The sequence below is a fragment of the Alterinioella sp. B-7 genome (genome assembly GCF_056857775.1).
Window position 1 is genome coordinate 124,198 of record NZ_JBSXNT010000039.1, and the last position, 26,198, is coordinate 150,395.

At 66.0% G+C, this 26,198-nt stretch carries 27 protein-coding genes; 11 read left to right on the plus strand and 16 right to left on the minus strand.

Annotated elements, in window-relative coordinates; translation table 11 throughout:
- Positions 1-2 precede the first annotated feature (2 nt).
- Positions 3-329, minus strand: a complete 327-nt coding sequence (gene hspQ / locus AC13C7_RS15535; protein WP_172320451.1) for a heat shock protein HspQ — start codon at positions 327-329, stop codon at positions 3-5.
- Between the two features lie 198 nt (positions 330-527).
- On the opposite strand from hspQ, the gene AC13C7_RS15540 reads away from it, so the two are divergent.
- Positions 528-1,106: a transglycosylase SLT domain-containing protein gene (locus AC13C7_RS15540; protein WP_172320450.1), complete on the plus strand. Its 579-nt coding sequence runs from the start codon at positions 528-530 to the stop codon at positions 1,104-1,106.
- Between the two features lie 5 nt (positions 1,107-1,111).
- Here the strand turns inward: AC13C7_RS15540 and AC13C7_RS15545 are convergent, their stop codons facing one another.
- The 4 genes from AC13C7_RS15545 to AC13C7_RS15560 form a co-directional block, all read right to left on the minus strand.
- A complete protein-coding gene (locus AC13C7_RS15545; protein ID WP_474889320.1) occupies positions 1,112-1,714 on the minus strand; it encodes a LolA family protein in 603 nt (200 codons plus the stop codon).
- Between the two features lie 59 nt (positions 1,715-1,773).
- Positions 1,774-4,641 carry a DNA translocase FtsK gene (locus tag AC13C7_RS15550; protein ID WP_172320448.1) on the minus strand — a complete coding sequence of 956 codons (2,868 nt, stop codon included), beginning with the start codon at positions 4,639-4,641 and terminating at the stop codon, positions 1,774-1,776.
- A gap of 18 nt (positions 4,642-4,659) precedes the next feature.
- Positions 4,660-5,838 (minus strand): aminotransferase class I/II-fold pyridoxal phosphate-dependent enzyme, encoded by a 1,179-nt coding sequence (locus AC13C7_RS15555; RefSeq protein WP_172320447.1) that lies wholly within the window; start codon positions 5,836-5,838, stop codon positions 4,660-4,662.
- 118 nt (positions 5,839-5,956) lie between these two features.
- On the minus strand, positions 5,957-7,285 hold the full coding sequence (locus AC13C7_RS15560; RefSeq protein ID WP_482868030.1) for an amidase: 1,329 nt from the start codon (positions 7,283-7,285) through the stop codon (positions 5,957-5,959).
- 57 nt (positions 7,286-7,342) lie between these two features.
- On the opposite strand from AC13C7_RS15560, the gene AC13C7_RS15565 reads away from it, so the two are divergent.
- Positions 7,343-8,602, plus strand: coding sequence for a UbiH/UbiF/VisC/COQ6 family ubiquinone biosynthesis hydroxylase (locus tag AC13C7_RS15565; protein ID WP_482868031.1), 1,260 nt, complete (start codon positions 7,343-7,345; stop codon positions 8,600-8,602).
- A gap of 85 nt (positions 8,603-8,687) precedes the next feature.
- Here AC13C7_RS15565 and AC13C7_RS15570 read toward each other — a convergent pair whose 3' ends face one another.
- From AC13C7_RS15570 to AC13C7_RS15590, 5 genes are all read right to left on the minus strand, one after another.
- Positions 8,688-9,086, minus strand: coding sequence for a hypothetical protein (locus AC13C7_RS15570; RefSeq protein WP_172320444.1), 399 nt, complete (start codon positions 9,084-9,086; stop codon positions 8,688-8,690).
- Between the two features lie 77 nt (positions 9,087-9,163).
- A complete protein-coding gene (locus tag AC13C7_RS15575) occupies positions 9,164-9,343 on the minus strand; it encodes a Trm112 family protein (protein ID WP_172320443.1) in 180 nt (59 codons plus the stop codon).
- Positions 9,340-9,966, minus strand: coding sequence for an LON peptidase substrate-binding domain-containing protein (locus AC13C7_RS15580; protein ID WP_172320442.1), 627 nt, complete (start codon positions 9,964-9,966; stop codon positions 9,340-9,342). The genes AC13C7_RS15575 and AC13C7_RS15580 overlap by 4 nt, the downstream gene beginning before the upstream one ends.
- Positions 9,967-9,993: 27 nt before the next feature.
- A complete protein-coding gene (locus AC13C7_RS15585; RefSeq protein ID WP_482868032.1) occupies positions 9,994-10,914 on the minus strand; it encodes a tetratricopeptide repeat protein in 921 nt (306 codons plus the stop codon).
- A gap of 66 nt (positions 10,915-10,980) precedes the next feature.
- On the minus strand, positions 10,981-11,769 hold the full coding sequence (locus tag AC13C7_RS15590) for an exodeoxyribonuclease III (protein WP_482868033.1): 789 nt from the start codon (positions 11,767-11,769) through the stop codon (positions 10,981-10,983).
- A 216-nt stretch (positions 11,770-11,985) separates the two neighbouring features.
- On the opposite strand from AC13C7_RS15590, the gene AC13C7_RS15595 reads away from it, so the two are divergent.
- Positions 11,986-13,245, plus strand: coding sequence for an MFS transporter (locus tag AC13C7_RS15595; RefSeq protein WP_482868034.1), 1,260 nt, complete (start codon positions 11,986-11,988; stop codon positions 13,243-13,245).
- A gap of 122 nt (positions 13,246-13,367) precedes the next feature.
- Here the strand turns inward: AC13C7_RS15595 and AC13C7_RS15600 are convergent, their stop codons facing one another.
- Positions 13,368-14,054, minus strand: a complete 687-nt coding sequence (locus AC13C7_RS15600) for a response regulator transcription factor (RefSeq protein WP_446122114.1) — start codon at positions 14,052-14,054, stop codon at positions 13,368-13,370.
- A gap of 167 nt (positions 14,055-14,221) precedes the next feature.
- Between AC13C7_RS15600 and ribA the strand changes: the two genes are divergently transcribed.
- Complete coding sequence (gene ribA / locus AC13C7_RS15605; protein WP_446122115.1) at positions 14,222-15,310, plus strand: GTP cyclohydrolase II; 1,089 nt, start codon at positions 14,222-14,224, stop codon at positions 15,308-15,310.
- Complete coding sequence (locus tag AC13C7_RS15610) at positions 15,307-15,801, plus strand: L,D-transpeptidase family protein (RefSeq protein WP_482868035.1); 495 nt, start codon at positions 15,307-15,309, stop codon at positions 15,799-15,801. The genes ribA and AC13C7_RS15610 overlap by 4 nt, the downstream gene beginning before the upstream one ends.
- A 16-nt stretch (positions 15,802-15,817) precedes the next feature.
- Here the strand turns inward: AC13C7_RS15610 and AC13C7_RS15615 are convergent, their stop codons facing one another.
- Together AC13C7_RS15615 and AC13C7_RS15620 are read right to left on the minus strand one after the other, a co-directional pair.
- Complete coding sequence (locus AC13C7_RS15615) at positions 15,818-16,471, minus strand: YggS family pyridoxal phosphate-dependent enzyme (protein ID WP_482868036.1); 654 nt, start codon at positions 16,469-16,471, stop codon at positions 15,818-15,820.
- Between the two features lie 78 nt (positions 16,472-16,549).
- A complete protein-coding gene (locus AC13C7_RS15620) occupies positions 16,550-17,572 on the minus strand; it encodes a porin (protein ID WP_482868037.1) in 1,023 nt (340 codons plus the stop codon).
- A 247-nt stretch (positions 17,573-17,819) separates the two neighbouring features.
- Between AC13C7_RS15620 and AC13C7_RS15625 the strand changes: the two genes are divergently transcribed.
- From AC13C7_RS15625 to AC13C7_RS15645, 5 genes are all read left to right on the plus strand, one after another.
- A complete protein-coding gene (locus AC13C7_RS15625; RefSeq protein WP_172320434.1) occupies positions 17,820-18,353 on the plus strand; it encodes a DUF3576 domain-containing protein in 534 nt (177 codons plus the stop codon).
- Between the two features lie 84 nt (positions 18,354-18,437).
- Complete coding sequence (gene leuS / locus AC13C7_RS15630) at positions 18,438-20,990, plus strand: leucine--tRNA ligase (protein ID WP_482868038.1); 2,553 nt, start codon at positions 18,438-18,440, stop codon at positions 20,988-20,990.
- Entirely contained in the window at positions 20,977-21,468 is a 492-nt protein-coding gene (lptE, locus tag AC13C7_RS15635) for an LPS assembly lipoprotein LptE (protein ID WP_474889332.1), read from the plus strand. Before leuS ends, lptE begins: the two co-directional genes overlap by 14 nt.
- The gene (holA, locus tag AC13C7_RS15640) at positions 21,465-22,496 is read left to right on the plus strand and encodes a DNA polymerase III subunit delta (protein ID WP_446118977.1); all 1,032 of its coding nucleotides are present in this window, start codon (positions 21,465-21,467) and stop codon (positions 22,494-22,496) included. The genes lptE and holA overlap by 4 nt, the downstream gene beginning before the upstream one ends.
- Before the next feature lie 12 nt (positions 22,497-22,508).
- Entirely contained in the window at positions 22,509-23,099 is a 591-nt protein-coding gene (locus tag AC13C7_RS15645; protein WP_172320430.1) for a glutathione S-transferase family protein, read from the plus strand.
- Positions 23,100-23,152: 53 nt separating this feature from the next.
- Here AC13C7_RS15645 and AC13C7_RS15650 read toward each other — a convergent pair whose 3' ends face one another.
- Positions 23,153-24,325: a TIGR03862 family flavoprotein gene (locus tag AC13C7_RS15650; RefSeq protein WP_172320429.1), complete on the minus strand. Its 1,173-nt coding sequence runs from the start codon at positions 24,323-24,325 to the stop codon at positions 23,153-23,155.
- A gap of 67 nt (positions 24,326-24,392) precedes the next feature.
- Between AC13C7_RS15650 and AC13C7_RS15655 the strand changes: the two genes are divergently transcribed.
- Positions 24,393-24,704, plus strand: a complete 312-nt coding sequence (locus AC13C7_RS15655; protein WP_172320428.1) for an HNH endonuclease family protein — start codon at positions 24,393-24,395, stop codon at positions 24,702-24,704.
- A gap of 8 nt (positions 24,705-24,712) precedes the next feature.
- Here the strand turns inward: AC13C7_RS15655 and AC13C7_RS15660 are convergent, their stop codons facing one another.
- Both AC13C7_RS15660 and AC13C7_RS15665 read right to left on the minus strand, forming a co-directional pair.
- Positions 24,713-25,339: an enoyl-CoA hydratase/isomerase family protein gene (locus AC13C7_RS15660; RefSeq protein ID WP_172320427.1), complete on the minus strand. Its 627-nt coding sequence runs from the start codon at positions 25,337-25,339 to the stop codon at positions 24,713-24,715.
- Entirely contained in the window at positions 25,336-26,091 is a 756-nt protein-coding gene (locus AC13C7_RS15665; RefSeq protein ID WP_446169528.1) for an SDR family oxidoreductase, read from the minus strand. Before AC13C7_RS15665 ends, AC13C7_RS15660 begins: the two co-directional genes overlap by 4 nt.
- Positions 26,092-26,198: the final 107 nt, after the last annotated feature.

Genomic DNA, 26,198 nt, shown 5'->3' on the forward strand with positions numbered 1-26,198 from the left:
CCCTAATTCAGCCGAAACTCCAACGGATAGCGCCCGTTCTCGAAATCGCCGAACAGTTCGGCCAGTTCGGGGTGATCGACAGGTTCCCCGGTCTGGTCAAGCTCAAGGTTCTGCTCGGACACATAGGCCACATAGTAGCTCTGATCGTTCTCGGCCAGGAGGTGGTAGAAGGGTTGCGCCTTGGAGGGCCGGGAGCCTTCGGGAATCGCGTCATACCATTCCTCGGAATTGGCAAATTCCGGGTCGATATCGAAAATAACCCCGCGGAACGGGTGTTTACGGTGCTTGACGACCTGGCCAAGCGTGAATTTCGCGCGTGTCTTCAGCATCGGCCCTTCATCCTTCCGATCCTCGTCCTAACCCCTACCGGGGCGGATTGTCCATGTATGTGCAATAATTTGATGGGAAACAGATTGTGATCAGGTTGAGGCCGGTTTTGCCGCTTGCGGCCCCCTGACCCGTTCCCTCGCGCGGAAAAATCGGCTAACCTGCCCCAAATAAAAAACCTTGAGCAGGCAACCACATCCATGAATCGCGCGATATTCCTCGTGCTTGCGCTGGGCCTTTCGGCCTGCGGCGGTAGCACGCCCCCCGCCCCCATCAACCAGGACAACGCCTGTGCGTTGATCCGCGAACGCCCCGATCTGTACCGCGCCATGCAGCGCACGGAACGGCGATGGGACGTGCCGGTCCACGTACAGATGGCGACAATGCAACAAGAGAGCCGCTTTGCCAGCGACGCCCGTCCGCCGCACCGCTATGCCATCGGGGTGATCCCGATGGGACGGCTCAGCTCGGCGCTCGGCTATTCCCAGGCGCTGGATGGCACCTGGGACGAATACCGCGAAGACACCGGCAACCGCCGCGCCCGGCGCACCAATATTCGCGACGCCAGCGATTTCATCGGCTGGTACATGAACCTCACGGTAGAGCGGAACGGCGTCCCGCTGACCGACGCGCGGAACCAGTACCTGGCCTATCATGAAGGGCATGCCGGGTTCCGGCGCGGCAGCTATAACGCCAAGCCGTGGCTTCTGCGCGTTGCAGACCGTGTCGAGGATCGGGCCGAGACCTACCGGCTGCAACTGGCAACCTGCACGCGGTAGGCGTCCTACTCGCTCAGGCCCCGCGCCCGCATCTCGGCGGGGATGTTGAAATAACGCGAGGGGGTCGAGATCCCCTCCTGCATGTCGCCCAGGATCACCGTTGTCTCATAGCCGTTGGCGTCGGTGATGATCCACTGGCGCAGCTCGATCGGGTCATCGGTGAAGACCATCTCGATCTGGCCGATTTCGGGGTCGTCGGGGTCTTGCGCCACAACGCGGGTCGAGGTGCCGTCATCCTCATGCGCAATGATCATGCCCGACCGGCTGAGGTCCACATTCCGCGCCAGGATCAGGTTCAGCGGCGTCCGGCGCAGCGGGTATTGCTCGGGCGCGGTGTTGGCGCGGCCATCGAAGATTGCCACCTGCCCGCCGCCTGCGATCACCAGCAACTGCTCATCCCCCGCATATTCGAACCGCATCCGGCCAGGCCGGTGCATGTAGAGCGTTCCCGTCGCGATCGCACCATCATCGCTGATCTGGGTGAACTCGGCCTGGGCACGGCGGATCCCGTTGATATAGCCCGACAGGTCCGACAGCGGGATGCGTTCGGCGAGGGCGGGAAGGGCGGTGGCGGCAGACAGGGCCGCGGCAAGGATGATCTGTTTCATGACCTGTATCTAAGCACGGAAATCCCGGTTTGCACCTCACGCAAGCGCCATCCGGCGCATTATTGCTCAGGCACCAGAACCTCGCGCTTGCCGACATGGTTGGCGCTTGAGATCAGCCCCTGGTCCTCCATCTGCTCGACCAGCCGCGCGGCCTTGTTATAGCCGATGGCCAGCTTGCGCTGGATATAGGAGGTGGAGCATTTGCGATCCTTGATCACGATGGCGACGGCCTGATCATAGAGCGCATCCTCGGAATTGGTGTTGCCGCCAAGGCCAAGAACCGCGTCGATATCGCCCTCGCGCTCGTCATCGGGGCCGTCCAGCACGCTTGCCGCGTAATCGGGGGGTCCGAAGCTCTTGAGGTGGCTGACGATCTCCTCGACCTCCTCGTCGCTGACAAACGGCCCGTGGACGCGGGTGATCCTGGAACCGCCGGCCATGAACAGCATGTCGCCCATGCCCAGAAGCTGCTCGGCCCCCTGTTCGCCCAGGATGGTCCGGCTGTCGATCTTGGACGTGACGTGGAAGCTGATCCGGGTCGGGAAGTTGGCCTTGATCGTGCCGGTGATCACATCGACCGAGGGGCGCTGCGTGGCCATGACAAGGTGGATACCGCTCGCGCGTGCCATCTGCGCCAGGCGCTGGATGCAGGCCTCGATCTCTTTGCCCGCGACCATCATCAGGTCGGCCATCTCATCGACGATGACGACGATGAAGGGCATTTTCTCGGGCGCGAACTCCTCGGTCTCGAAGACCGGTTCGCCGGTCTCGTCGTCGAAACCGGTCTGCACCGTGCGGCTGAACATCTCGCCCTTGCGCACGGCATCGGCAACGCGCGAATTGTAGCCGTCGATATTACGCACGCCCATCTTGGACATCTTGCGATAGCGCTCCTCCATCTCGCCCACGACCCATTTCAGGGCAACAACCGCCTTTTTCGGGTCGGTCACGACGGGGGACAGGAGGTGCGGAATGCCGTCATAGACGGAAAGTTCCAGCATCTTGGGGTCGATCATGATCATCCGGCAATCTTCGGGGCTGAGCTTGTAGAGAAGGCTCAGGATCATGGTGTTGATCGCCACGGACTTGCCCGAGCCGGTGGTGCCAGCGATCAGAAGATGGGGCATCTTGGCCAGATTCGCCACGATGGGATCGCCGCCGATATCCTTGCCAAGCGCCAGCGGCAGCTTATGCGTGCCGTCGCCGAAATCGCGGCCTGCCAGGATCTCGCGCAGGACCACCTTTTCGCGCTGCGCATTGGGCAGTTCGATACCAATGACCGAGCGCCCCGGCACGGTCGAAACACGCGCCGATAGCGCCGACATCGACCGCGCGATATCGTCAGCCAGGCCGATCACCCGGCTGGCCTTGAGGCCGGGGGCCGGTTCCAGTTCATACATGGTGACGACGGGGCCGGGGCGGACGCTGACGATCTCGCCCTTGACGCCGTAATCGTCCAGCACGTTTTCAAGCATCCGGGCGTTTTCCTCCAGCGCCTCGTCGCTGAGGTGATGGCGGGTGATCTCGGCCGGGTTGCTGAGCAGCGACAGCGGCGGGAATTCATACTCCAGCTGCGGTTTGTCTTCCAGCGGCAGGGTCGGCTGCGCCTCGGCGCGCGCGCTGCGCGATTGCGGCAGGCTGCGGCGCTGGATGTGCTGCACGACGCGCTTGGGCTCGGCCACCGGGATCGAGGGGGCCGCATGCGCGGCGGTGCGCTCGGAATGCGGCAGGGGGATCGATTCAACCGGCGCCTCGGGTTCCAGCGCAAGGGTGACATCCTCGTAATGCGACATGACCCGTTCGGCCTGTTCCTCGACCTTGCGCTGATGCGCGGCGGTCAGGGGCGGCTCCATCCGCAAACCGGCGGTGTGGGGTGTCTCCACCCGCGCCGACAGGTGATTTGCCCGACGCGCCTCGACGGCGGCGGAAACGGCCGAGCGCGGCTTTTCCTGCGGGGGCTCGGCATCGGCAGGGCGGCGTACGCGGGACTTGATCACATCGGCGATCTTCTCGCGGATGCGGTCATCGGACGGGGCTTCAATGTGGCGCGGCGCGACGGGGGCGGGCTCGACCAGTTCCGGCTCGGGTTCGGGCGCGCGGTCGCGGCGCAGGATCGGCATCCGGTCCAGGAGGCTGCCCCGCGGGCGCCCCTCGGCCTGCGCCACGTCGATCTCCTCGACCGCGAAATCCTCCTCGATCATGGCCTCCGCCTCGGCACGGGCACGGCTGCGCATCTGGCGGCGCGCGCGCATCTCCATCGCGGCGTGCCCCGCCCCGCGGCCCGCCTGACCGAAGAGCGTCCCGATCCAGCCGATGGTGGCGACCAGTCCCAGAAGCATGAAGCGCAGGCCCTTCTTCACCTCGGCCTTGTTGAAGCCGAGCACGAAGAGACCCAGGAACAGCAATCCGAAAAAGCTGAGCGCGGCCAGGAGTTTCAGCCCCGCCGCCGCCGCCAGCGGCATCACGTTCAGAAGCGCGCCAAGGATCGTGTCGCCGAAGAGCCCCCCCAACCCATAGCTCTGGCCCCAGGTCGCCGGCGGCTGATGCGTCGCGGCGTAGATTGCGGCAATCGCCACGGGGATGGGCAGGAAAATGATGCGCGACACCGATCGGTCTACGCCGATATGGGCCGCCAGACGCACGCCCCAGACAATCAATCCGAAGGCGAGGAAATAGGCCCCCCACCCGACGATCAGCATCATGATCGCCGACATCGAGGCGCCGAAGCGGCCAAGCAGGTTTTCCGGCACCGCATCGGTCGCGGCCCACCAGTTCGGGTCATCCGGCACGTATGAGACCAGCATCAGGAACAGCGCCAGCCCGAACAGGATCAGGACGATCCCCGCCCCCTCGCGCCCGCGCTTTTCCAGCGCCGCGCGCATGTTGCTGTCGAGCAGAGGATCCCTCTGTCTGGTCTGATACGCCATTGTCCCGTCACCTCACCATCAATAGAGGGCATCGCGCAGCTTGATCAGCCCCGCCGCCATCTCGTTTTTTTCCGCCACCATCGCGACGCGGATACGGTCCGCGCCGGGGGTGGTTCCGTTAACTTCGCGCGCCAGGTAGTGGCCGGGCAGCACCCGCACCCCCACCTCGCGCCAGAGTTTCAGTGTCGCCGCTTCCGCGTCATCGACCGGCAGCCACAGGAAGAACCCGGCCTCGGGCGATCTGTAGCCTTGCACCGATCCCAGGATGTCATCGGCCACGCGATACTTTTCTTGGTAAAGCGCCCGATTTGCGATCACATGATCCTCATCGCCCCAGGCCCGCGCGGCCACGGCCTGCAACGGCCCCGGCAGCGGCGCGCCCGCATAGTTGCGCAACTGCTGCAACCGCGCCACCGATTTCGGCCCGCCAACGGCAATGCCCGACCGCAAGCCCGCCAGGTTCGACCGCTTGGAGAGCGAGTTGAACAACACCACCCGTTCGGGGTCCGCCCCCAGTCGCGCGGCCATCTCCAGCGCCCCGGTCGGGGCCGTGTCGCGGTAGATCTCGGAATAGCATTCGTCCGAGAAGATCTGGAAATCGTACTTTTCGGCCAACCCGATCAGCTCGGCCCAGTAATCGGGGCTGGCCACGGCGCCCTGCGGATTGGCGGGCGAGCAGATATAGGCCACGGCCACGCGGTTCAAGACATCCTCGGGCAGGCTGGCGTAATCGGGCAGGTTGCCGGTGGCGTCGGTCGCGGGCACGAAGACCGGCTCGGCCCCCACTGCCAACGCCGCCACGGCATAGACCTGGTAAAACGGGTTCGGCGTCAGCACCACGGGCTGCTTGCCGTTCTTCGTTTCGGGACACAGCGCGATGCAGGCGTTGAACAGCCCTTCGCGTGTGCCGTTCAGGGGCAGTATCTGCCGGGCGGGGTCGATCGTGACGCCATAGCGGCGCTGCACCCATCCGGCGACGGCCTCACGCAAGGCCGGTGTGCCCTCGTTCGGGGGGTATTTCCCGAAAAGCGCGGTGTTTTCCGCGATCACGTCGGGCACCCAATCGGGGATCGCGTGCTGCGGCTCGCCGATGGTCATGACAATCGGCTCGGCCCCCGGTGTGTGGGAATCGAGCAAGCTCCGCAATCGCGGAAACGCGTATTCTGGCAGGTCCGAAAACCGCTCTGGGAAGGTCATGTCTGCCTCAGGTCAGGATCGTTTATCGCCCTGTTATGACCGCAAGCTACCGTGCAAGTCCCGTCGGGTCCAGAAAAACGCGCGCGGATTTGGCAATTCGGTCAGGGGCCTGTGTCCTTCAGGCCAAGGCCGCCTCCATCGCAGCGCCGACGCGCAGCAGGTGATCCTCGCCCATCGGACGGCCAAGCGCCATGATGCCGGTGCCCGGGATGCCGGTCGGCAGGGACAGGCCCGCCAGACCCATCAGGTTACCCACCCGCGTATTGCGCAGGGTCAGCAGGTTTTCGGTGACGTAATAATCGTCATCGGTCATCAGCCGGTCGATCTCGGGCGGCAGGATGGGGGCGGTCGGCAGCAGCACCGCGTCATATTCCGCCACCTGGGCCTGCCAGCTTGCGCGCAAAACCTCCAGCCGCCGCCAGGCCGCGATATAGTCGGGGGCCGAGAACTGTGCGCCCTGCCGGAAGCGGTCCAGGATGCGGCCGAACATCTTCTCCGGCGCGGCCTCGATCACGTCTTTCCAGATGCCGTAGGCCTCGGAGGTGAAGAGGATCGGCGACATGTCCATCGCCTCTTCGATACCCTCGACGGTGCCGCGGGTGATCTGCGCGCCCGCCTGTGCCAGCCGGTCCAGCGCATGGGTGAAGCCCGCCGCCGGTTCCGCGCGGGCGTCGTCGGTATAGGTGGTGAGCACAAGGAACCGCGCGCCTTGCAGGGTCGCGCCGCGAAGATCGGTGGCTTTGCCGTCTTCCAGCACCGCCAGCAATTCGGCGCAATCCTCGACCGTGCGGGCCAGCGGGCCGACCGTGTCGAAGCGGTCGCAGAGCGGCACCACCCCCTTGAGGCTGAGCCGCCCGGAGGTGGTCTTGAGCCCCACGAGATCGTTGAACGCCGCCGGGATGCGCACCGATCCGCCGGTATCCGAGCCGATTCCCGCCGCCGCCAGCCCCCAGGCGATGGAGGCCGCAGCCCCCGAGGACGAGCCGCCCGGCACCAGTTTGGGATTGTGGATATTGGGCGGGGTCTGCGTGCAGGGGTTGAGGCCGAGACCCGAGAAGGCGAATTCGCTCATATGCGTCTTGCCGAGGCAGATCAGCCCCGCCCGCGTCGCGCGCGCCAGCACCTCGGCATCGGCGTCCGGCACCCTGCCCTCCAGCAGTTTCGTGCCCGATTCCGTTGCCACGCCAGCGCTGTCGAAAAGATCCTTCCAGCTGATCGGCACCCCGTCCAGCAGGCCAAGCCTCGCGCCCTGTTTCGCGCGTTTCGACGCGGCCTCGGCCTCGACGCGGGCACGGTCGGCGGTCACGGCGGAGTAGATCCGGTCGCGGAACTCATGGCCCTTGATGGCCGCAAGATAGCCTTCCGTCACCTCCACCGGGTCCACCTCGCCCGTGCCAATAGCCCGGCCAAGCTCTGCCGCCCCGAGGCTCTGCCAATCGTCCCGCATGTCCCTGTGCCCTCATCCGCCATCTTGTCGCGGGGCACGCTACCCGCCCCTCTTGCAATGGACAATCCCGGCCAAGCGGCCATATTGCAGGGCATGACGGTAAAGACGGATATCCTGATTGTCGGCGGCGGGCTGAACGGGCCATGCCTGGCCATCGCCCTGGCCAGCGCAGGGATAAGCAGCGTCGTGATCGACGCGCTGCCCTCTGAGGCCCGCGATGCCGACACATTCGACGGGCGGTCCTACGCGCTGGCGCTGGCCTCGGTTCGGATGCTGCGTGCCCTGGGGCTGTGGGAGGGGCTGTCAGATAACGCGCAGCCGATGCTGGAGATCAAGGCCAGCGACGGGCGCGCGGGCGAGGGGCCTGCCCCCTTCTTCCTGCATTTCGACCATGCCGAGATCGAGGAAGGCCCGATGGGCCACATGCTTGAGGATCGGTTCCTGCGTCAGGCGCTGCTGGCCCGGATGGAGGCCGAGCCGCTGATCACCCACATGCCCGGCGCGCGGGTTGTCCATCAGACCACCGAGGGCCCCGCCACGGTGACACTGGAGACCGGCGAAGTGCTGACCGGGCGGCTGCTGGTCGGCGCCGATGGCCGACGTTCGGGCGTGGCGGAGCGCGCCGGGATCAAGCGTCAAGGGTGGGATTACGGGCAGACCGCGCTGGTCTGTTCATTGGCGCATGAGAAACCGCATCACGGCATCGCGCATCAGTTCTTCATGCCCGCGGGGCCGCTGGCGATCCTGCCCCTGCCCGGCAACCGCTCCTCCATCGTCTGGAGCGAAACCACCGCCCGCGCCACCGAGATCGAAGCGCTGGATGATGCCGAATACCTGGAGGTGCTGCGCCCCCGCTTCGGTGATTTCCTCGGGCAGATTTCGCTGGCCGGAAAACGGTTCTCCTACCCTCTGAACCTGACCATCGCCGAGAGGTTCGTGGCCCCGCACCTGGCGCTCATCGGCGACGCGGCGCATGGGGTGCATCCCATCGCGGGGCAGGGCCTGAACCTGGGGCTGCGGGATGTCGCGGCGCTGGCGGAGGTGCTGGTGGATGCCAGGCGGCGGGGCGAGGATTTCGCCGCCTTCGACGTGCTGGAACGCTACCAGGGCTGGCGCCGCTTTGACACGGCCAGCCTGTCGGCGGCCACGGATCTGTTCAACCGGCTCTTTTCCAACGACAATCCGCTGCTCCGGCTTGGCCGCGATCTTGGCATGGGCGCGGTCAACGCGATGCCCGCCCTGCGCCGTCGCTTCATCCGCGAGGCGGCGGGGCTGGAGGGCGATGTGCCCCGCCTGATGCAGGGGCGGACGTTGTGATCCATCGGGGCAAAAGCCGCGTCGACATGAGCCGTCCACGCTGTTTCGAAACCGCGTAAAAGGCGTCACGCCTTTTGCCCCCGCCTCAACTCATGGTGATGTCGCGCCCCGCGGCCCGGATCGAGACCGAGAACCCCGCCATCACGTCAATCAGCGTAATCACCATCAACGTGAAGAACACAGACGTGGACGCACCCGAGACCAGCAGGAACTCCACCAGGAAAAGCACGAAGACCAGGGTGGACAGCATGTGGTCGACCACCGAACTGGAGCCCGTCCGCGTCGATTTCAGGATCTCGATGAACAGGATGAAGAGCGCGACCAGCACCAGCAGATCGGCGATGGTCATGGTCCAGCTTCCGCCCGACATCATCGGCAAGGTGAACAGCGCGCCCTGAAACCCCGCCGCGCCGCCAAGGCCGGTGAACATCACGATATTATACAAGATCAACGGTATGATCAGCAGCGGCAATCGGGCTAGCATCGGGGCAATCCTCTGGTTCTGAAATCCTGCCCGATAGCTCGCCCGGATCGCCGCGCCGCGTCAAGCCTGCACCGTTATCAGTCCAGTTTCCGCGCCTCTTCCTCCAGCATGATCGGAATGCCATTGCGGATCGGAAAGGCAAGGCTCGCGGCGCGGCTGATCAGCTCCTGCCGGTCGGCATCATAGCTCAGCGGGGCCTGCGTGACCGGGCAGACCAGCGCCTCCAGCATCTTCCGGTCGATCCCGGTCTCGCTCATTGCAGCACCTCGTCGCCCGATCCGCCCCGGCAGGCGAACTCCATCAGCGCGGCGATGGTCTCGCGCCGGTCGCTCAGGCGGGGGGCCTCCAGCAGTGCCTGCTTTTCCTCGACCTCGAAGGGGCAGAGCATCGAGAGCGAGTTGATCAGCAACTCGTCATCGGCGTCCTTGAGCGACTCCCAATCGGTCGAAAGCCCCGCGGCGGTGAAGTAGCGCGACAGCAGGGTCAGGAAGGTTTGCCGGTCGAAGCCGGGGTCGGTCTCCTCGTCCTCGAGGTCACGCTCGAACCCATCCCACCGGACGTCGGCCTTGATATAGGGCGTGAAGCCACCGACCTCGCGCAGGATGCGGAACCGCGAGACGCCGCCGAGCGTGATCATGTAGCGCCCGTCCTCGGTCTCGGAGAACTGCGTCAGCCGCCCGGCGCAGCCGATATCGTGCAACCGGTTTTCCATCGGCTGCACCATTCCGATCAGCCGGTGATCGGTTTTCAACGTGTCATCCAGCATCGCCAGGTAGCGCGGCTCGAAAATGTGCAGCGGCAGGCGCGCACGCGGCAGCAGCAACGCGCCGGGCAGCGGAAAGATCGGGATCGTTGCGGGTAGATCGGCGCGGGACATCATGACCTACTATGTAGCGGGCGCACCCCGTCAGGCAAATATCATCGAGCTGAGCTTGCGCCGCCCCTTCTGCGCAACAGGATCATTCGGCTTGAGCGCGTCGAATATCGTGAAGAGCTGCGCCTTGGCGGCCCCATCATTCCATTCCCGATCCCGGCGGAAAAGGTCCAGCAGTTGATCGACGGCCTCTTCCACCTTCCCATTGGCATGCAGCGCCTTGGCATAGTCGAACCGCGCCTGGTGATCGTCGGGATTGGCCTCGACCGCGGCGGAAAGCTCGGCCAGCGGGCCTGCATCGGCGGCCTGGCGCATCAGGTCCAGCTGCGCGCGGGCAGCCTCGATCTCGCCTGCGGACTTGATCGCATCGGGCACCGAGGCCAGCAGCCCCTCGGCCTGGTCGATCTCATCCATCGCCAGATGGGCGCGGATGAGACCGCCATAGGCGGCGGAATTCTCGGGTTCCTCGCCCAGGATCGCGGCGAAGGTCTGCGCGGCATCGACGGCGGCACCCTCCTCCAGCATCGCCTCGGCGGCCTCGACCGCCTCGGACAGGCCCCCGTCACCGGCAAGCGCCGCCGCCTTCTGCACGAAAGCCTGCACCTCGGATTGCGGCACCGCGCCCTGGAACATGTCCACCGGGCGGCCTTCGTGGAAGGCGATGACGGTCGGGATGGATTGCAGCGGCAGCCCCTGTTGTGCCAGCGCCTGCGCCAGTCGCGGGTTGGCATCGACGTCCAGTTTGACCATCCTGACCTTGCCCTTGGCGGCGGTCACGGCGGCCTCCAATTGCGGCCCGAGTGTCTTGCAGGGCCCGCACCAGGGCGCCCAGAAATCGACGATGACCGGCACCTCGCGGCTGGCCTCGACCACATCGGCCATGAAGGTTTCTTCGGTCGCGTCCTTGATCAGGTCGGCGGCGGCGGTGTTTTCGGTTCCACCAAGTTCCAGCATGTCTTGCCCTCTTGAAATGTGTTGCGCCCTATATGGGCAGTCAGGTCCGATAGGCCAAGCCCCGGCTCAGAGATCGAATGTCGCCAGCACCGGCGCGTGGTCCGACGGTTTGTCCCATCCGCGCACGGGGCGCAGGATGCGGCTGGAATGGGCCGCGTTCGAGATATCGGGTGTGGCCCAGATGTGATCCAGCCTGCGGCCCTTGTCGGCGGCGTCCCAGTCGCGGGCACGGTAGGACCACCAGGAATAGAGCTGCCCCTCGGGGATGTCCTGACGGGTGACATCCACCCATTTACCGGCCTCCATCGCGGCGCCCAGATGCTCGACCTCGACGGAGGTGTGGCTGACCACCTTGAGCAATTGCTTGTGGCTCCAGACATCATCCTCACGCGGGGCGATGTTGAGGTCGCCGACCAGGATGGATTTTTCAGGCGCGGTCTCATGCGCCCAATCGCGCATCTCGGTCAGGTAATCCAGCTTCTGGCCAAACTTCTCGTTCACCTCGCGGTCGGCCACGTCGCCGCCTGCTGGCACGTAGAAATTGTGGATGGTGACGCCGTTCTCCAGCCGTCCCGCGATGTGGCGGGCATGGCCGAGCCGGGCGAAGTCATGCGCCTCGACCTCTTCCATCGGCAGCTTCGACAGGATCGCCACGCCGTTATAGCCCTTCTGCCCGCGCGCAACCATGTGGGTGTAGCCAAGGTTGGTGAAAATCTCGACCGGGATCTTCTCGACCGGTGATTTGCATTCCTGGAGGCAGAGGATATCCGGCCCCTCCTCGCGCATCAGCCGCGCCACCAGTTCGGCGCGCAGCCGGACCGAGTTGATGTTCCAGGTGGCGAGCGTGAAGGGCATGAAGCGCGGTCCTTTCGGTAGAGGGTTTGCGGCGTCATAACGCGGATTGCGGGCAGGAGCACGTCCAGAAATGCCACTTCGTTCTCTATCTGGAGAAATGACCGGCATCAGGGATGACGATCGCACCGGCCCCCGGCGGAATCTGCGAGGGCAGACAAGTCCGACGGCGCGGCCCAAGGCATTGCATCCGGGTTCGCGCGGGGACAAAGCTGGCCAATGACATTGCGCCTGATCCGCCGGAACCGCAGCTTTCGCCTCCTCATTTCGGGGGCGGCGGCGGCCAATCTGGGTGACGGGATCGCGGCGCTGGCGCTGCCCTGGCTGGCGACACTGATCAGTCGTGATCCGTTTCACATCGCGGCTGTGGCCTTTGCGACCCGACTGCCCTGGTTCCTGCTGGCCCTGCCCGTCGGCGTGATCACCGACCGGGCCGACCGGCAGGCGCTGATGTTCCGGGCCGATCTGGCGCGGGTTGTGCTGTCCTTCGGCATCGTGGCGCTGATCCTGGGTGCGCCCGCCCTGCCCCTCGCCGATGGCGACGGCTCCGCGACACGGCTGATCTGGATCATCGCCGCCCTTGCCTTCGCGCTTGGCACCGCCGAGGTCTTCCGCGACAACGCCGCGCAAACCGTGTTGCCGATGCTGGTCGAGGCGCGTGACCTGGAAACCGCCAACGGCCAGATCTGGAGCGTCGAGCAGGTCATGGGCGCCTTCGTCGGGCCGCCGCTGGCCGGGTTGCTGATCGCGCTGGCCCTGCCATTGCCGTTTTCATTCAATGCGCTGGCCTTCGGGCTGGCGGCGCTGTCGGTCTGGGCCATCGCCTTTCCGGCCCGCGTCCTGCCCGCCATCCGCACCGGGTTCTGGGTCGAGATGCGGGACGGGCTGGCCTGGATGTTCGCGCACAGGATCATCCTGCAACTCGCCGTCATGTTGGGCCTGTTGAACGCGCTTCATGTCGGTGCGGCGACGTTCCTGGTGCTGTTCTCGCAGGAGATCCTTGGCCTGGGCGCGTTCGGCCACGGCCTGATCCTGACCGCGGGCGCCGCGGGCGGCGTCTTGGGCGGGCTGATCTGCCCCACGATTGCAGCACGCCTCGGCCCGCGCCATAGCCTGCGTCTGGCGCTTGCGGTGATGCCGCTCTCCTACCTGGCGATCTTTCTGACCAGCAGCGCAGGCGTCGTGGCGGCGGGGGAGCTCCTCGGGATCTTCGCCGGGATGCTGTGGAACGTGGTGACGGTCTCCTACCGGCAACGCTTCATCCCCTCGGCGATCCTGGGACGTGTCAACGCGATCTACCGGTTTTTCGGATGGGGCATGATGCCGGTCGGGGCGCTGTTGGCGGGGGTGCTGGTGGCCCAGATCGAACCGGGGTTGGGGCGCGAGGCCGCCCTGCGCGCGCCGTTCCTGGCCGCAAGCCTCGGGCTGGCCGGAATGTTCCTTTACGGGATCGGCTTCCTCAGGCTCGAACGCCCCTGAGCCCCTCACAAAAAACGGCCCGATCCAGTTACGGGTCGGGCCAGTCCAACAGGGAGGTGGTACATTGACCACAATGAAATCTTGCGGGCGAAATCGCCGATAGTCAAGATATAGCGGTTATTTCACGCCAAAAGACGATATCCGCCACTTTCTGTGACCAAAAGGCGCGCATTTGACGGCTCCGGCTCGATCTTCTGGCGCAGCCGGTAGATATGGGTTTCCAGCGTGTGGGTGGTGACACCGGCGTTGTATCCCCAGACTTCGTGCAGCAGCACGTCGCGGGCAACGACGCCATCCTGCGCCCGGTAGAGGAATTTCAGGATGTTGGTTTCCTTCTCGGTCAGCCGGATCTTCCGGTTGTCCTCGGTCTCCAGCATCTTCATCGCGGGCTTGAAGGTGTAGGGGCCAAGCTGGAACACCGCGTCCTCGGATTGCTCGTGCTGGCGCAACTGCGCGCGGATGCGGGCCAGGAGGACGGGAAACTTGAACGGCTTGGACACGTAGTCATTGGCCCCCGCATCGAGACCAAGGATCGTGTCGGCGTCGCTGTCATGGCCGGTCAGCATCAGGATCGGGCACTTGACGCCCTGCTTGCGCATCAGGCGGCAGAGCTCGCGCCCATCGGTATCGGGCAGGCCGACATCCAGGATGACGAGGTCGTAGATCTGTTCCTTCGCCTTTTCCAGCGCTTCCGATCCGTTGCCGGCCTCGAACACGTCGAAATCCTCGGTCATGACCAATTGCTCGGACAGGGCTTCGCGCAGGTCTTCCTCGTCATCGACAAGCAGTATCTTCCGTAGGTTCGCCATTGGACCCTCCTGTCCGTTGCATTCAATGAGAAATGTCGCTGGTGGGGCCATCTGGCAAGGGCACGGAAAAAAACCTCACGCAGCCGTGTCGCGGCGTGCGCAAATGTTTCAAATCATGACAGGGCGGTCTACATGGGAGGGGTCATGTCTGAACGTAGGCCCGCGCAATGCCCTTTCTGCCCACCCCATCCGAGTTGACCGCACGGGCGCGGGCCGATCTGCGCGTCGGTCTGCCGGTGATTCTGGGCGGTGAGGGCGCCGGGCTGGTCCTGCTGGCCGCCGAGACGCTGCAACCCCACCGGCTGGAGGCGCTGCGCAACCTGGGCGACCCGGTGCTGGCGATCACGGGGCGCCGCGCCGAGACGTTGAAGGCGCGGGCCTATGACGGCGACCTTGCGCGGCTGATCCTGCCCGAGGGTGCGGATGCCGGATGGGTGCGCGCCGTGGCCGACCCCGCCGACGATCTGCGCGTGCCGATGAAAGGCCCCCTGATCAGCGCGCGGGAGGGCGGGGCCGATCTGCACCGTCTGGCGATTGCGCTGGTGAAATCGGCGCAGCTCCTCCCTGCGGTCCTCGCCGTTGCGGTCCCGGATGCGGCGGGCTTTGCCGAGAGGGTGCACCTGACCCGGCTGGTGCCCGAGGCCACGCGGAAGGATCTGGACCGGCACCACGCGCTGATGCCCGTCGCCGCCGCGCGGATGCCGATGGAGCTGGCCGAGGCCGGGCGGCTGCATATCTACCGCCCCGATAATGGCGGGGTGGAGCATTACGCCATCGAAGTGGGCCGCCCCGACCGCGACGCGCCGGTGCTGGCGCGGCTGCATTCGGCCTGTTTCACCGGCGATGTGCTTGGCTCGCTCAAATGCGATTGCGGGCCGCAATTGCGCACGGCGCTGGCCACGATGGGACAGGCGGGGGCAGGTGTGCTGCTCTACCTCAACCAGGAGGGGCGCGGGATTGGCCTTGCCAACAAGATGCGGGCTTACTCGCTTCAGGATCAGGGCTTTGACACGGTCGAGGCCAATCACCGGCTCGGCTTTGAGGATGACGAGCGGGATTTCCGCCTCGGGGCCGATATCCTGCGGCGCATGGGATTTTCACAGGCGCGGCTGATGACCAACAACCCGCGCAAGGTCGAGATGTTGCAGGCTGAAGGCATCGCGGTGACCGAACGGGTGCCGCTGGTCACGCCCACGAACCGGCACAACCAGCATTACCTGGCCGTGAAGGCCGCGAAATCGGGGCATCTGCTGTGACCCCCGCCGATATGGTGCTGACGCCGTTGGGCCTGCGCTTTGGCGGACGGGTGATTCCCTGCGCCATTGGCAAGGGTGGGCTGGTATCGACCAAGCGCGAGGGCGACGGGGCCACGCCGCGGGGGGGGCATCGGATCCTGGGCTGCCTCTATCGTCCCGACCGCATGGCACGGCCCGTGGCTTGGGCGGTGCCGATCAGGCCGCGCGACCTGTGGTCGGACGATGCGGCGCGGGCGGAGTACAACCATCTGGTCCGCGCGCCCTATGCGGGCAGCCATGAGAGGCTACGCCGCGCCGATCCGCTCTATGACCTCGTGCTGCTGACGGATTGGAACTGGCCCGACGCGGTGCCGGGACGCGGCTCGGCGATCTTCCTGCATCGCTGGCGCCGGCCGGGATATCCGACGGAAGGCTGTGTCGCTATGGATCCGGGCGATCTGTTGTGGGTGACGCGGCGGGTTTCTCCGGGGGCGCGGGTGATCGTGCGGTAATGTCGGGTGGTGGGGTTCACCCTGCCACGCGCTCACCGAAAATTGCGCTGCCGACGCGGATATGGGTGGCTCCGAAGGAAATCGCCGTCTCGAAATCGGCGCTCATGCCCATCGACAGCCCCTCCAGCCCGTTGCGCGCGGCGATCTTGGCCAGAAGCGCGAAGTGCAGGGACGCCTCCTCCTTGACCGGCGGGATGCACATCAGGCCCTTCACGGGCAGGTCCAGCCCTCGTGCCATCTCGATGAAATCATCCGCATCGGCAGGCAGGACACCGGCCTTCTGGTCCTCCTCGCCCGTGTTTACCTGGATCATCAGGTCGGGGCAGTGGCCCCTCTCCTGCGCCAGGTCGGCGAAGCGTTTGGCCAGCTTGGGCCGGTCCAGCGTGTGAATGGCATCGAACAGCTCGAACGCCTGCCGCGCCTTGTTGCTTTGCAGCGGGCCGATCAGATGCAGCTCGATCCCGTCGAACGCCTCGCGGAAGCCTGGCCATTTGCCCGCCGCCTCCTGCACACGGTTCTCACCGAATACGCGGTGGCCTTCTTCCAGCACAGCGCGCACTCGGGCATCGGGCTGCACCTTGGAGACCGCGATCAGCTTGACCGAACCCGGGGCGCGGCCTGCATCGGATTCGGCCTTGGCGATGGCCTGGGTAATCTCGGAAAGCGGCATGGCGAAGTCCCCCCGTTCACGCAAAAGAAAAGAGCGGGCATAAAGCCCGCTCTTCCCTTACCAAATAATCCGTGCGGATTAGAAGGACAGTGCGACGCCGAGCGACCAGGTTTCCAGGTCGTCGAATGCTGCCGGAACGCCGGACAGATCGCTGTAGTCGGACACACCGTAAGCGGCGTGGATGGAGGCACCGCCGCCCAGGTCGTAGGCTGCTGCCAGACCGAAGCCGGTGATGTCGCCGTCGAATGCTGCGACGTCCGAGGAGTAATCCCAGATGCCGTAGTTCGCGGAGACGGTGATCGCGCCGGTGGTGTAACCCAGGCCGAGGCTCACGTGGCTGGCTTCTTCTTCACCCGCGGTGTCGGATGCGAAATCGGTGTACTCGATGTTGGCCGAGAAACCGTTCGACGCAACGCTGGCGCTGATGCCGAAGATGTCATATTCGCCGTCGAAGTCCTGAGCGGGGATCGCGATGGAGCTCAGGTTGCCGGGCAGGTAGTTGGCCACGTCGATGAACTGGTAGCCGACGCCGAAGCCGACATCTGCGCCGCCCAGGTCCATGCCATAGCGGAAGCCGAGGGCAAAGCCGGTGTCCATCATGCCGGTGTCGTCCATCTCGACCGAGAGGGCCACGCCGAAGTCGCCGAAGGTGTTGTCATAGCGCAGGATCTGGCCGTCATAGGCGCCGTCGCCATAGGAACCCAGATAACCGGCATGTGCGGTTTCGTCGTCCGCGATGGAACCTGCGTTGCCGTAGTTGGCTTCCTGCAGGGCCCAGTCCAGAGCGCCGTCGGTGTCGCCCATGGTCACGGTGCCGAAGTTGCCGGACAGGAAGACGAACGCGCCGCCATCGTCGTTGACGGTGAATGCGCCGTTTTCGTCCAGGTCAACGCCTGCGCCGAAGGTCAGGCCATTGTCGGTTTCGCCGGACATGCGGAACAGAACGTCGATGTCGGTGAAGAACTGGGTTTCGATGCCCATGCCCATGGCGTTGTCGCCGCCGAACAGACCCATTTCAGCCCAACCGGTGACTGCAACTTCTGCGGAAGCGACACCAGCGGTGGCGACAAGCGCGGTCGTTGCGAAGAGAACCTTTTTCATGGTTTTTCCCTCGTTAGATAAAAAGCTCCCCAATCGGAGCATCCGAATTGGGTATGCCCTTCTCTCAACTTTCGGGCGGGCAAATGCAAGAAATCGGGCGGCGCCAAGGCGATGTTGCCACAACCGTGGTGCAGACATGCCACAGTCCTGGCACGGGCCCCGGCATTATAAGACCTTGCCGCACTATTGGCCCTGCGATACCAAGGCTTAACGGAAAACTGCGGGTCACAGGAAGGCAAGGCGTAACATGTTCGGACTCAAGGGCAAAATCACGGTCATGTTGCTTGGGGTGACGGCACTGGCGGCTTGCGGCGGCGGCGGATCGGGCTTCGGCGGCGGTGGCGGGTCGGGTCCGGGCGGCATCCGCGACCAGCAGATCAGCCAGGAATCGCGCCAGCGCCTGATCGAATCCGGGGCCCTGCCCGACCCCAACCGCGACACGATCTTCGACCTCTTCGACAACAACGATGACCCCAACGTCACCGTCGAGGTGAATCGCTACATCTGGAACGCGACGCTGGAGATTCTCGACTTCATGCCGATCGAGGCCGCCGATCCGTTCTCGGGCGTCATCGTCTACGGCTACGGCACCCCCCCCGGCGGCGGACGCGCCTATCGCGCCACCGTCTACGTAACCGACCCAGCGCTGGATGCCCGCAGCTTGCGGGTGGCGCTTCAGGGACGGGGCGGCGGCGCGGTCAGCCGCGAAACCGCCCGCGCGGTCGAGGATGCGATCCTGACCCGCGCGCGCCAGCTACGGATTGCCGAAGGTAACCTCTAGAATTCGCGCCCCCACGCTTTTAAACACGACGCCGGGCCGGACAGCGCCCGGCGTTTTCGTATCCAGACCCCCGAGGAACAGACCATGGCCCGCTTCGACCCGAGTGTGACCGAAAAGAAATGGCAACAGGCCTGGGACAAGGCCGGCGTCTTCACGGCCAAGCGCGACGAGACCAGGCCCAAATACTACGTGCTCGAGATGTTCCCCTATCCCTCGGGCCGCATCCATATGGGGCATGTGCGCAACTACACGATGGGCGACGTGATCGCGCGCTATAAGGCGTCGACCGGGCATAACGTGCTGCACCCGATGGGATGGGATGCCTTTGGAATGCCCGCAGAAAACGCGGCCATGGCCAGCGGCGGCCACCCCAAGGACTGGACCTATCAGAACATCGCGGTGATGCGCGAGCAGATGAAGCCGCTTGGCCTCTCGATCGACTGGAGCCGCGAGTTTGCGACTTGCGACCCTGAGTATTACGGCCAGCAGCAGGCGCTGTTTCTGGATTTCCTCGAAGCCGGGCTGATCGACCGCCGAAACGCGACCGTCAACTGGGATCCGATCGACATGACCGTGCTGGCCAATGAACAGGTGATCGACGGCAAGGGCTGGCGATCCGGGGCCGAGGTGGAGCGGCGCGACCTGACGCAATGGTTCTTCCGTATCTCCGACTACGCCGAGGAGTTGCTGGAGGCGCTGGAGGGGCTGGATAACTGGCCCGCCAAGGTGCGGCTGATGCAGGAGAACTGGATCGGCAGGTCACGCGGGCTGCAATTCGGGTTCGAGCGCGTCGATGGCGGCGATCCGATTTCCGTCTACACTACCCGCCCCGACACGCTGATGGGCGCAAGCTTTGTCGGCATCTCGCCCGACCACCCCATCGCCAAGGCGCTTGAGGCCGAGAACCCGCAGGTCGCCAGTTTCGTCGCGGAATGCCGCAAGGGCGGCACCACCGAGGAAGCCATCGAGACCGCCCCGAAACTGGGCATGGATACCGGCATCCGGGTCAAGCATCCCCTGAACCCCGACTGGGAACTGCCGGTCTGGATCGCCAATTTCATTCTGATGGATTACGGCACCGGCGCGATCTTCGCCTGCCCCGCGCATGACCAGCGCGACCTCGACTTCTGCCGCAAATACGACCTGCCCGTCATCGACACGTTCTTTGCGCTGGACGACCCCACCCCGGTCGGGCGCGAGGCCTTCGTGCCGCCCAAGACCGACAAGGTTCAATGGGTCAACCATTTCGCGGGTCTCGACGTGGCGACGGGCGAGGAGGCCATCGAGGCCACGATCGTCACGGCCGAGAAAGAGGGATGGGGCGAGGGCGTCACCAAGTATCGCCTGCGCGATTGGGGCCTTTCCCGCCAGCGCTATTGGGGCTGCCCGATTCCGGTGCTGCATTGCCCCTCTTGCGGCGTGGTGCCGGAGAAGAAGGAGAACCTGCCCGTCACCCTGCCCGACGATGTCAGTTTCGACATCCCCGGCAACCCGCTGGACCGCCACCCGACCTGGCGCGACGCGCCCTGCCCCAAATGCGGCGGGGACGCCAAGCGCGAGACCGACACGATGGACACCTTCGTTGATTCGTCGTGGTATTTCGCCCGCTTCACCGCGCCCCGCGCCGAGACGCCGACCAACATGGCCGATGCGGAGTACTGGATGAATGTGGACCAGTATATCGGCGGTGTGGAGCACGCGATCCTGCACCTGCTGTATTCCCGCTTCTTCGCCCGCGCGATGCACATCACCGGCCACCTGCCCGCCTCGGCCCGCGAGCCATTCGATGCGCTCTTCACGCAAGGGATGGTGACGCACGCGATCTACGTCACGCGGGATGAGAATGACCGCCCGGTCTATCATTTCCCCGAAGACGTGGAGGTTCACGAAAGCGGTGCGCGTCTGGGGGCGACTGGCGAGGCCGTCGAAATCATCCCCTCCGCCAAGATGTCCAAGTCCAAGAACAACGTCGTCGATCCGCTCAATATCATCGGGGCCTACGGGGCCGACACCGCGCGCTGGTTCGTCCTGTCCGACAGCCCGCCGGAACGCGACGTGGAATGGACCGCCTCGGGGGCCGATGCCGCCTACAAGCATCTCTCCCGTGTCTGGTCGCTCTGCGACCGGATCGGCGCGATGGACCCGGATCAACCCGGCGAGGGCGACGAGGATCTCCTGCGCGAGATGCACAAGACCATCCGCGACGTGACCAATGGCATCGAAAGTTTCGGCTTCAACGCCGCCATCGCCAAGCTCTACGCCTTCACCAACACGCTGGCCAGGGCGAAGGCCGGGGCGACGGCGCAGAAGGCCGCGATCAAGACCCTGGCGCAGCTCATGTCCCCCATGACGCCCCACCTGTCCGAGGAGATCTGGGCCCATCATGGCGGCGAGGGCCTGATTGCGCAGGCCGACTGGCCCGTCGCGGATGAGGCGATGCTGGTCGAGGACAGCGTCACCCTGCCGATCCAGATCAACGGCAAGCGCCGGTCCGAGATCACCGTGCCCAAGGACATGGACAAGGTTGAGGTTGAAAAACTGGCGCTGACGGACAAGGCTGTTCTCAAGGCGCTCTCCGGGGGTGCCCCGAAGAAGCTCATCGTCGTGCCGGGCCGCATCATCAATGTCGTCATCTGACCGCCGTACCTTCCTGACCCTGCTGGCCGCCCTGCCCCTGGCGGGCTGCGGCTTTGCCCCGGTCTACGGCACCGGCGGGGTCGGGCTGGCCTTGCGCAACCAGGTGCTGGTCGCGGCCCCCGACACACGGCTCGGATTTGAACTGGTCGCGCGGCTGGAGGAGCGGCTTGGGCGACCGAACGGCGCGGCCTACGCGCTGGATTACACCATCACGACCTCGACCACCGACCTTGCCATCACCGGCGCCAATGACATCACCCGGATCAACATCAACGGCACCGTCGATTTCGTCCTGACCGAGCTGGCGACCGATGCGCAGATCCTGGCCGACAGCGTGTCCAGCTTCGCGGCCTATTCCACCACCGGCAGTTCCGTCGCCACCGCCGCCGCAGAACGCGACGCCGAGGATCGGCTGATGACGATCCTGGCCGACCGGCTGGTTTCGCGCCTCCTGACCGCCTCCAGCCGCTTCTCATGAAGCTGACAGCCCGCGACGCCGCCGCCTATTTTCACGCGCCCGACAGGTCTGCGGCGGGGCTGCTGCTTTATGGTGCCGACGCGATGCGGGTGGCGCTGAAGCGGCAGGACGTGATCGAGAAACTGCTCGGCCCCGGCGCAGAGGAAGAGATGCGCCTGACCCGGATCCCGGCCAGCGAATTGCGCAGCGACAAGGCAATGCTGGCGGATGCGATGCGCGCCGTCGGCTTCTTCCCCGGCCCGCGCGTGGCCTTTGTCGAGGAGGCCGCCGATGGCCTCGCCCCCGTCATCAAGGACGCGCTGACCGAATGGCGGGAAGGCGACGCGCAGATCATCGTCACCGCCAAGGCGCTTGCCCCCAAATCCGCGCTGCGCAAGCTGTTCGAGAGCCACAAGCGCGCCTATGCCATCGGCATCTATGACGAACCCCCCTCTCGCGCCGAGATCGAGGAAACGCTGGCCAAGTCCGGCGTCACCGATGTGGGCCGCGACGGCATGGCCGAACTGACCGCGCTTGCGCAGGCGCTGGACCCCGGCGATTTCCGGCAGACGATGGAGAAACTGGCGCTCTACAAGATGAGCGATCCGTCGCCCGTCACCTCCGCCGACATCATGGCCTGCGCGCCCACGACCATCGAGGCCGGTGTGGATGACATCCTGAACGCCGCCGCCGAGGGCCGGATCGGCGCGATCGGCCCGCTGATGCAGAAACTGACCGGGCAAGGCGTGCTGCCGGTCACGCTGTGCATCCAGGCGCTGCGCCATTTCCGGGGCCTCTACGGGGCCGCGATCCATCCCGGCGGGGCCTCTGCCGGGGTCGGCGCGATGCGCCCGCCGGTCTACGGACCGCGCCGTGACAAGATGATCCGGCAGGCGGGCCTCTGGGGCGTGTCGCGGCTGGAGGCGGCGCATGAAACGCTGCTGGATACCGACCTCGCCCTGCGCTCCAGCCAGCAGGCGCCGCAGACCGCCTTGATGGAACGTGCGCTGATCCGGCTCGCCTCCATCGCCCATCGTGCCGCCCGCTAGGAAGGACACCGCATGTATCGCGTCATCGGACCCACCCGCACCCGCACGCTCCGCGTCCTCTGGGCACTGGAGGAGTTGGACCAACCTTACGACCATGTCGGGGCCATGCCCCATGCCGAGGAGGTCGTCGCCTTCAACCCGGCGGGCAAGGTGCCGGTGCTGGTGGTGGGCGGCGTGCCGATCACCGATTCGCTGGCGATCATGACCTACCTGGCCGACAAGCATGGGCGCCTGACCTTCCCGGCGGGCACGCTGGAGCGCGCCCGACAGGACAGCCTGACGCAGTTCATAAATGACGAGTTCGACCAGATCCTGTGGACCGCCGCGCGGCACAGTTTCATCCTGCCCGAGGATCGCCGCGTGCCAGCGGTCAAGGACAGCCTGAAATGGGAGTTCGCCCGGTCGCAGGAGCGGCTACTGACACGCATGGCCGAAGACGGTCCGTTCCTGATGGGCGAGACCATGACCATCGCCGATATCGTGCTGACCCATTGCCTGGGATGGGCGATCAGCGCGAAATTCCCGGTCGAGGAACCACGCCTGCGCGATTACGCCGAGGCGATGCGCGCCCGCCCCGCCTACAAGCGCGCCTCGCAGGGCTGAGAACGCGCCCGATCGACCGAGCGCAACCCCGGCCCGTCGACGGGCCGGACGCCCTACCCCCGCCACCGCGCCGCGTTTTGCCCGGCCCATCGCCCCGTCGCCAGGCACGCCGTCAACAGGTAGCCACCGGTCGGCGCCTCCCAATCCAGCATCTCGCCCGCGCAGAACACGCCCGGCGCCGCGCGCAGCATCAGCCCGTCATCCAGCGCCGCACGGGTCACGCCCCCCGCCGTCGAGATCGCCTCATCCATCGGGCGCGGTCCCGCCAACCGCGCGGGCAGCGCCTTGATCAGCGCGCCAAGCGCCGCCCCCTCGGGCAAGGGCCGCCCCCATTCGTTGAGCAACGCCGCCCGCGCGCCCGTCAGGCCAAGCGTCTTGCGCAGATGATTGGCGAGGCTGGTCTTGCCGCGCGGACGCAAGAGGCGCTCGGCCACCTCCTCCGCGCTCAGATCCGGCATCAGGTCCAGCCGCAGTTCCCCCCCCTCGCGCAGCGCGCGCGAGACCGCGTAAATCCCGCCGCCCTCGACGCCCTTCTCCGAGATCACGAACTCGGCGCGCACCCGATTGTCGCCCGCGACAAGCGCGCAGCCCTTCACCGGCGTGCCGAAATGCGGGGCCATATGCGGCGACCAGTTGACCCGGAAGCCCATATTGGCCGGTTGCAGCGGTGCGATCTCGACGCCCCTTTCCGCCAGCCAGGGCAGCCACGCCGCGTCCGAGCCAAGCCGCGACCAGGATCCGCCGCCAAGCGCCAGCACCGTGACGCGCGGGGCCAGCAGGCGCGCGCCGTCAGGCATGTCAAAGCGCAACGCGGTTCCGTCGAAACCCTGCCACCGCCAGCGCAACCGCATTTCGGCCGTAAGACGGCCAAGCCAGGCGCGCAGCAGCGGCGAGGCTTTCATTGACCTCGGGAACACGCGGCCCGACGATCCGGTGAACAGCTCCTGTCCCAACCCCTCGGCCCAGGTCCGCACCCCGTCCTGCCCGAACGCGGTCAGCATCGGTGCCAGCCACTCCGCCGCCTCGGCGTAGCCCGTGAAAAAATCCGCCTCGGGCTCCGCCTTGGTCAGGTTCAGCCCCGACTTGCCTGCCATCAACAGCTTGCGCGCGGGCGAGGGCTTGGCCTCGGCGATCACGACGCGCCGTCCGGCCTGCTCCAGCACCTCCGCCGCCATCAGCCCGGCAGGCCCCGCCCCGATCACCAGCGCGTCGATCTCTTCGGTCATTTCACCCTTGCCCATCCCCGGTTTCGCCCCATCCTATGGGCCAGCCCGGACAGGGGACACAAGGCAAATGGACGACCCTCTCCCGATCTGCCCGCTTTGCGACAGGCCCATTCCGCCGCATGCCAAGCAGAGCCTGCACCACCTGATCCCGCGCCTGCGCGGCGGCAAGGGTGGGCCGACGGTCCTGCTGCACCAGATCTGCCACAACGAGATTCACGCCACCCTCAGCGAGGCGGACCTCGCCCGCAGCTACAACAGCATCGACGCCCTCAAGGCCCATCCCCGGCTGGCCAGCTTCATCGCCTGGGTGCGGAAACGCCCGCCCGATTTCCACTCCAGGACGCCGGGGGCCAGGCGCGGCTGGAAGACCCGCCGGTAGGGTGCGCTTCAGCGCAACGCACCGCCACACATCGCCTTGATCGCCCGCAAATCTGCCGCATCCCCCGCCAGTGCATCTTCGGCCAGCCTGCGCGCGGCCCCGGCCACATCGCCGTCGATCCGGTCGATGAGACCGACCCGCAACGCCTCCTCCGCGTCCAGCCTCGCGCCCGCCAGCAGCACCAGCTTGGTCCGCGCGGGCCCGATCAGCGCCGCCATGCGGGCGGGGTCCGAGGGTTGCGGAAGGAAACCCAGTTTCGCCACCGGGTAGAAGAACCGCGCAGACGGCACCGCGATGCGCAGGTCGCAGGCCAAGGCCATGCCGAACGCGCCGCCCGCGAGCGTACCGTTCAGCGCGGCGATGGTCAGGCAGGGCAGGGCCGCGACGGCAGCCGAGACCCGCTCCCAGAGCGGCGAGGTGGCCAGCCCTGCCCGCGCCTCCTCAAGATCGGCCCCGGCGGAGAACACGCGCGCGCCCGCACCGGTCAGCACCAGCGCACGCAGCTCAGGATCGCGGGCGCCCTCCTCGGCCAACCCGGCCAGCCTCTCCAGCATCTCCGCCGTCAGCGAATTGGCCTTGTCGGGCCGGTTCAAGGTCAGCGTCCAGATCCCGCCCTCGCGGACAATGTCGATCATCCGATCAGGCCGACGCGGCGGCGGATGGCCTCGTCGCGCAGCGAGATTTCCTCGCCGAGAAACTCATCCGCATCCGCGCCGCACATCCAGAGCAGCGTTTTCGCGGGCCATTCAGGGGGGATATGCGCGTCCCAATCCAGCTGGCTGACCGGGTTCACGCCGCTGTCCTTGATCTCGCGCTGCATCTGGGTGGCCACGGTGCCGGGCGACAGACCCATCGCGCGGATGCCGTGGCCTGCCGCCTCGACATGCGCCGCCCTGGTCAGCATCGCGGCCCCCGCCTTCGAGGTGCAATAGGCGCTCCACCCCTCCAGCGCGTTATGCGCGGCGCCGGAACTGATGGTCAGGATCGTGCCCGCGCCTTGCGTGATCATCGAGGGCAGCGCCGCGCGCATGCCGTGGAAGACGCCCTTGACGTTGATGTCGATAAGCTGTCCCCAGGCGTCCGGATCGGCCTCGGACAGGTTGGCGATGGGGTCGATCACACCCGCGTTATTGATCAGGATGTCGAGCCGCCCGAACGTGTCGATGCTGGCGCGCACGGCGGCCTCCATCTCCCAGTAGCGGCTGACGTCGCAGGGGATGGCCAGTGCGCTTTTGCCGATCTCTCCGGCGATATCCGCGATCTCCTCGCGGGAGCGGGCCAGGAGGCAGACATTCGCGCCCGCCTCGGCGAAAACCCGCGCAGCGGCGGCCCCGATGCCCCGGCTGGCCCCTGTCACCATCATCGTCTTGCCGTCCAGCTTGCCCATATCAACCTCCTGCGGTTAGTGTTTCCATGCGACTCACGGTCAAGGGAGCATCCCTTGACGCCCGCCGGAACGCGGCGGACATTTGCAACGGAAATTCACATTCGGAA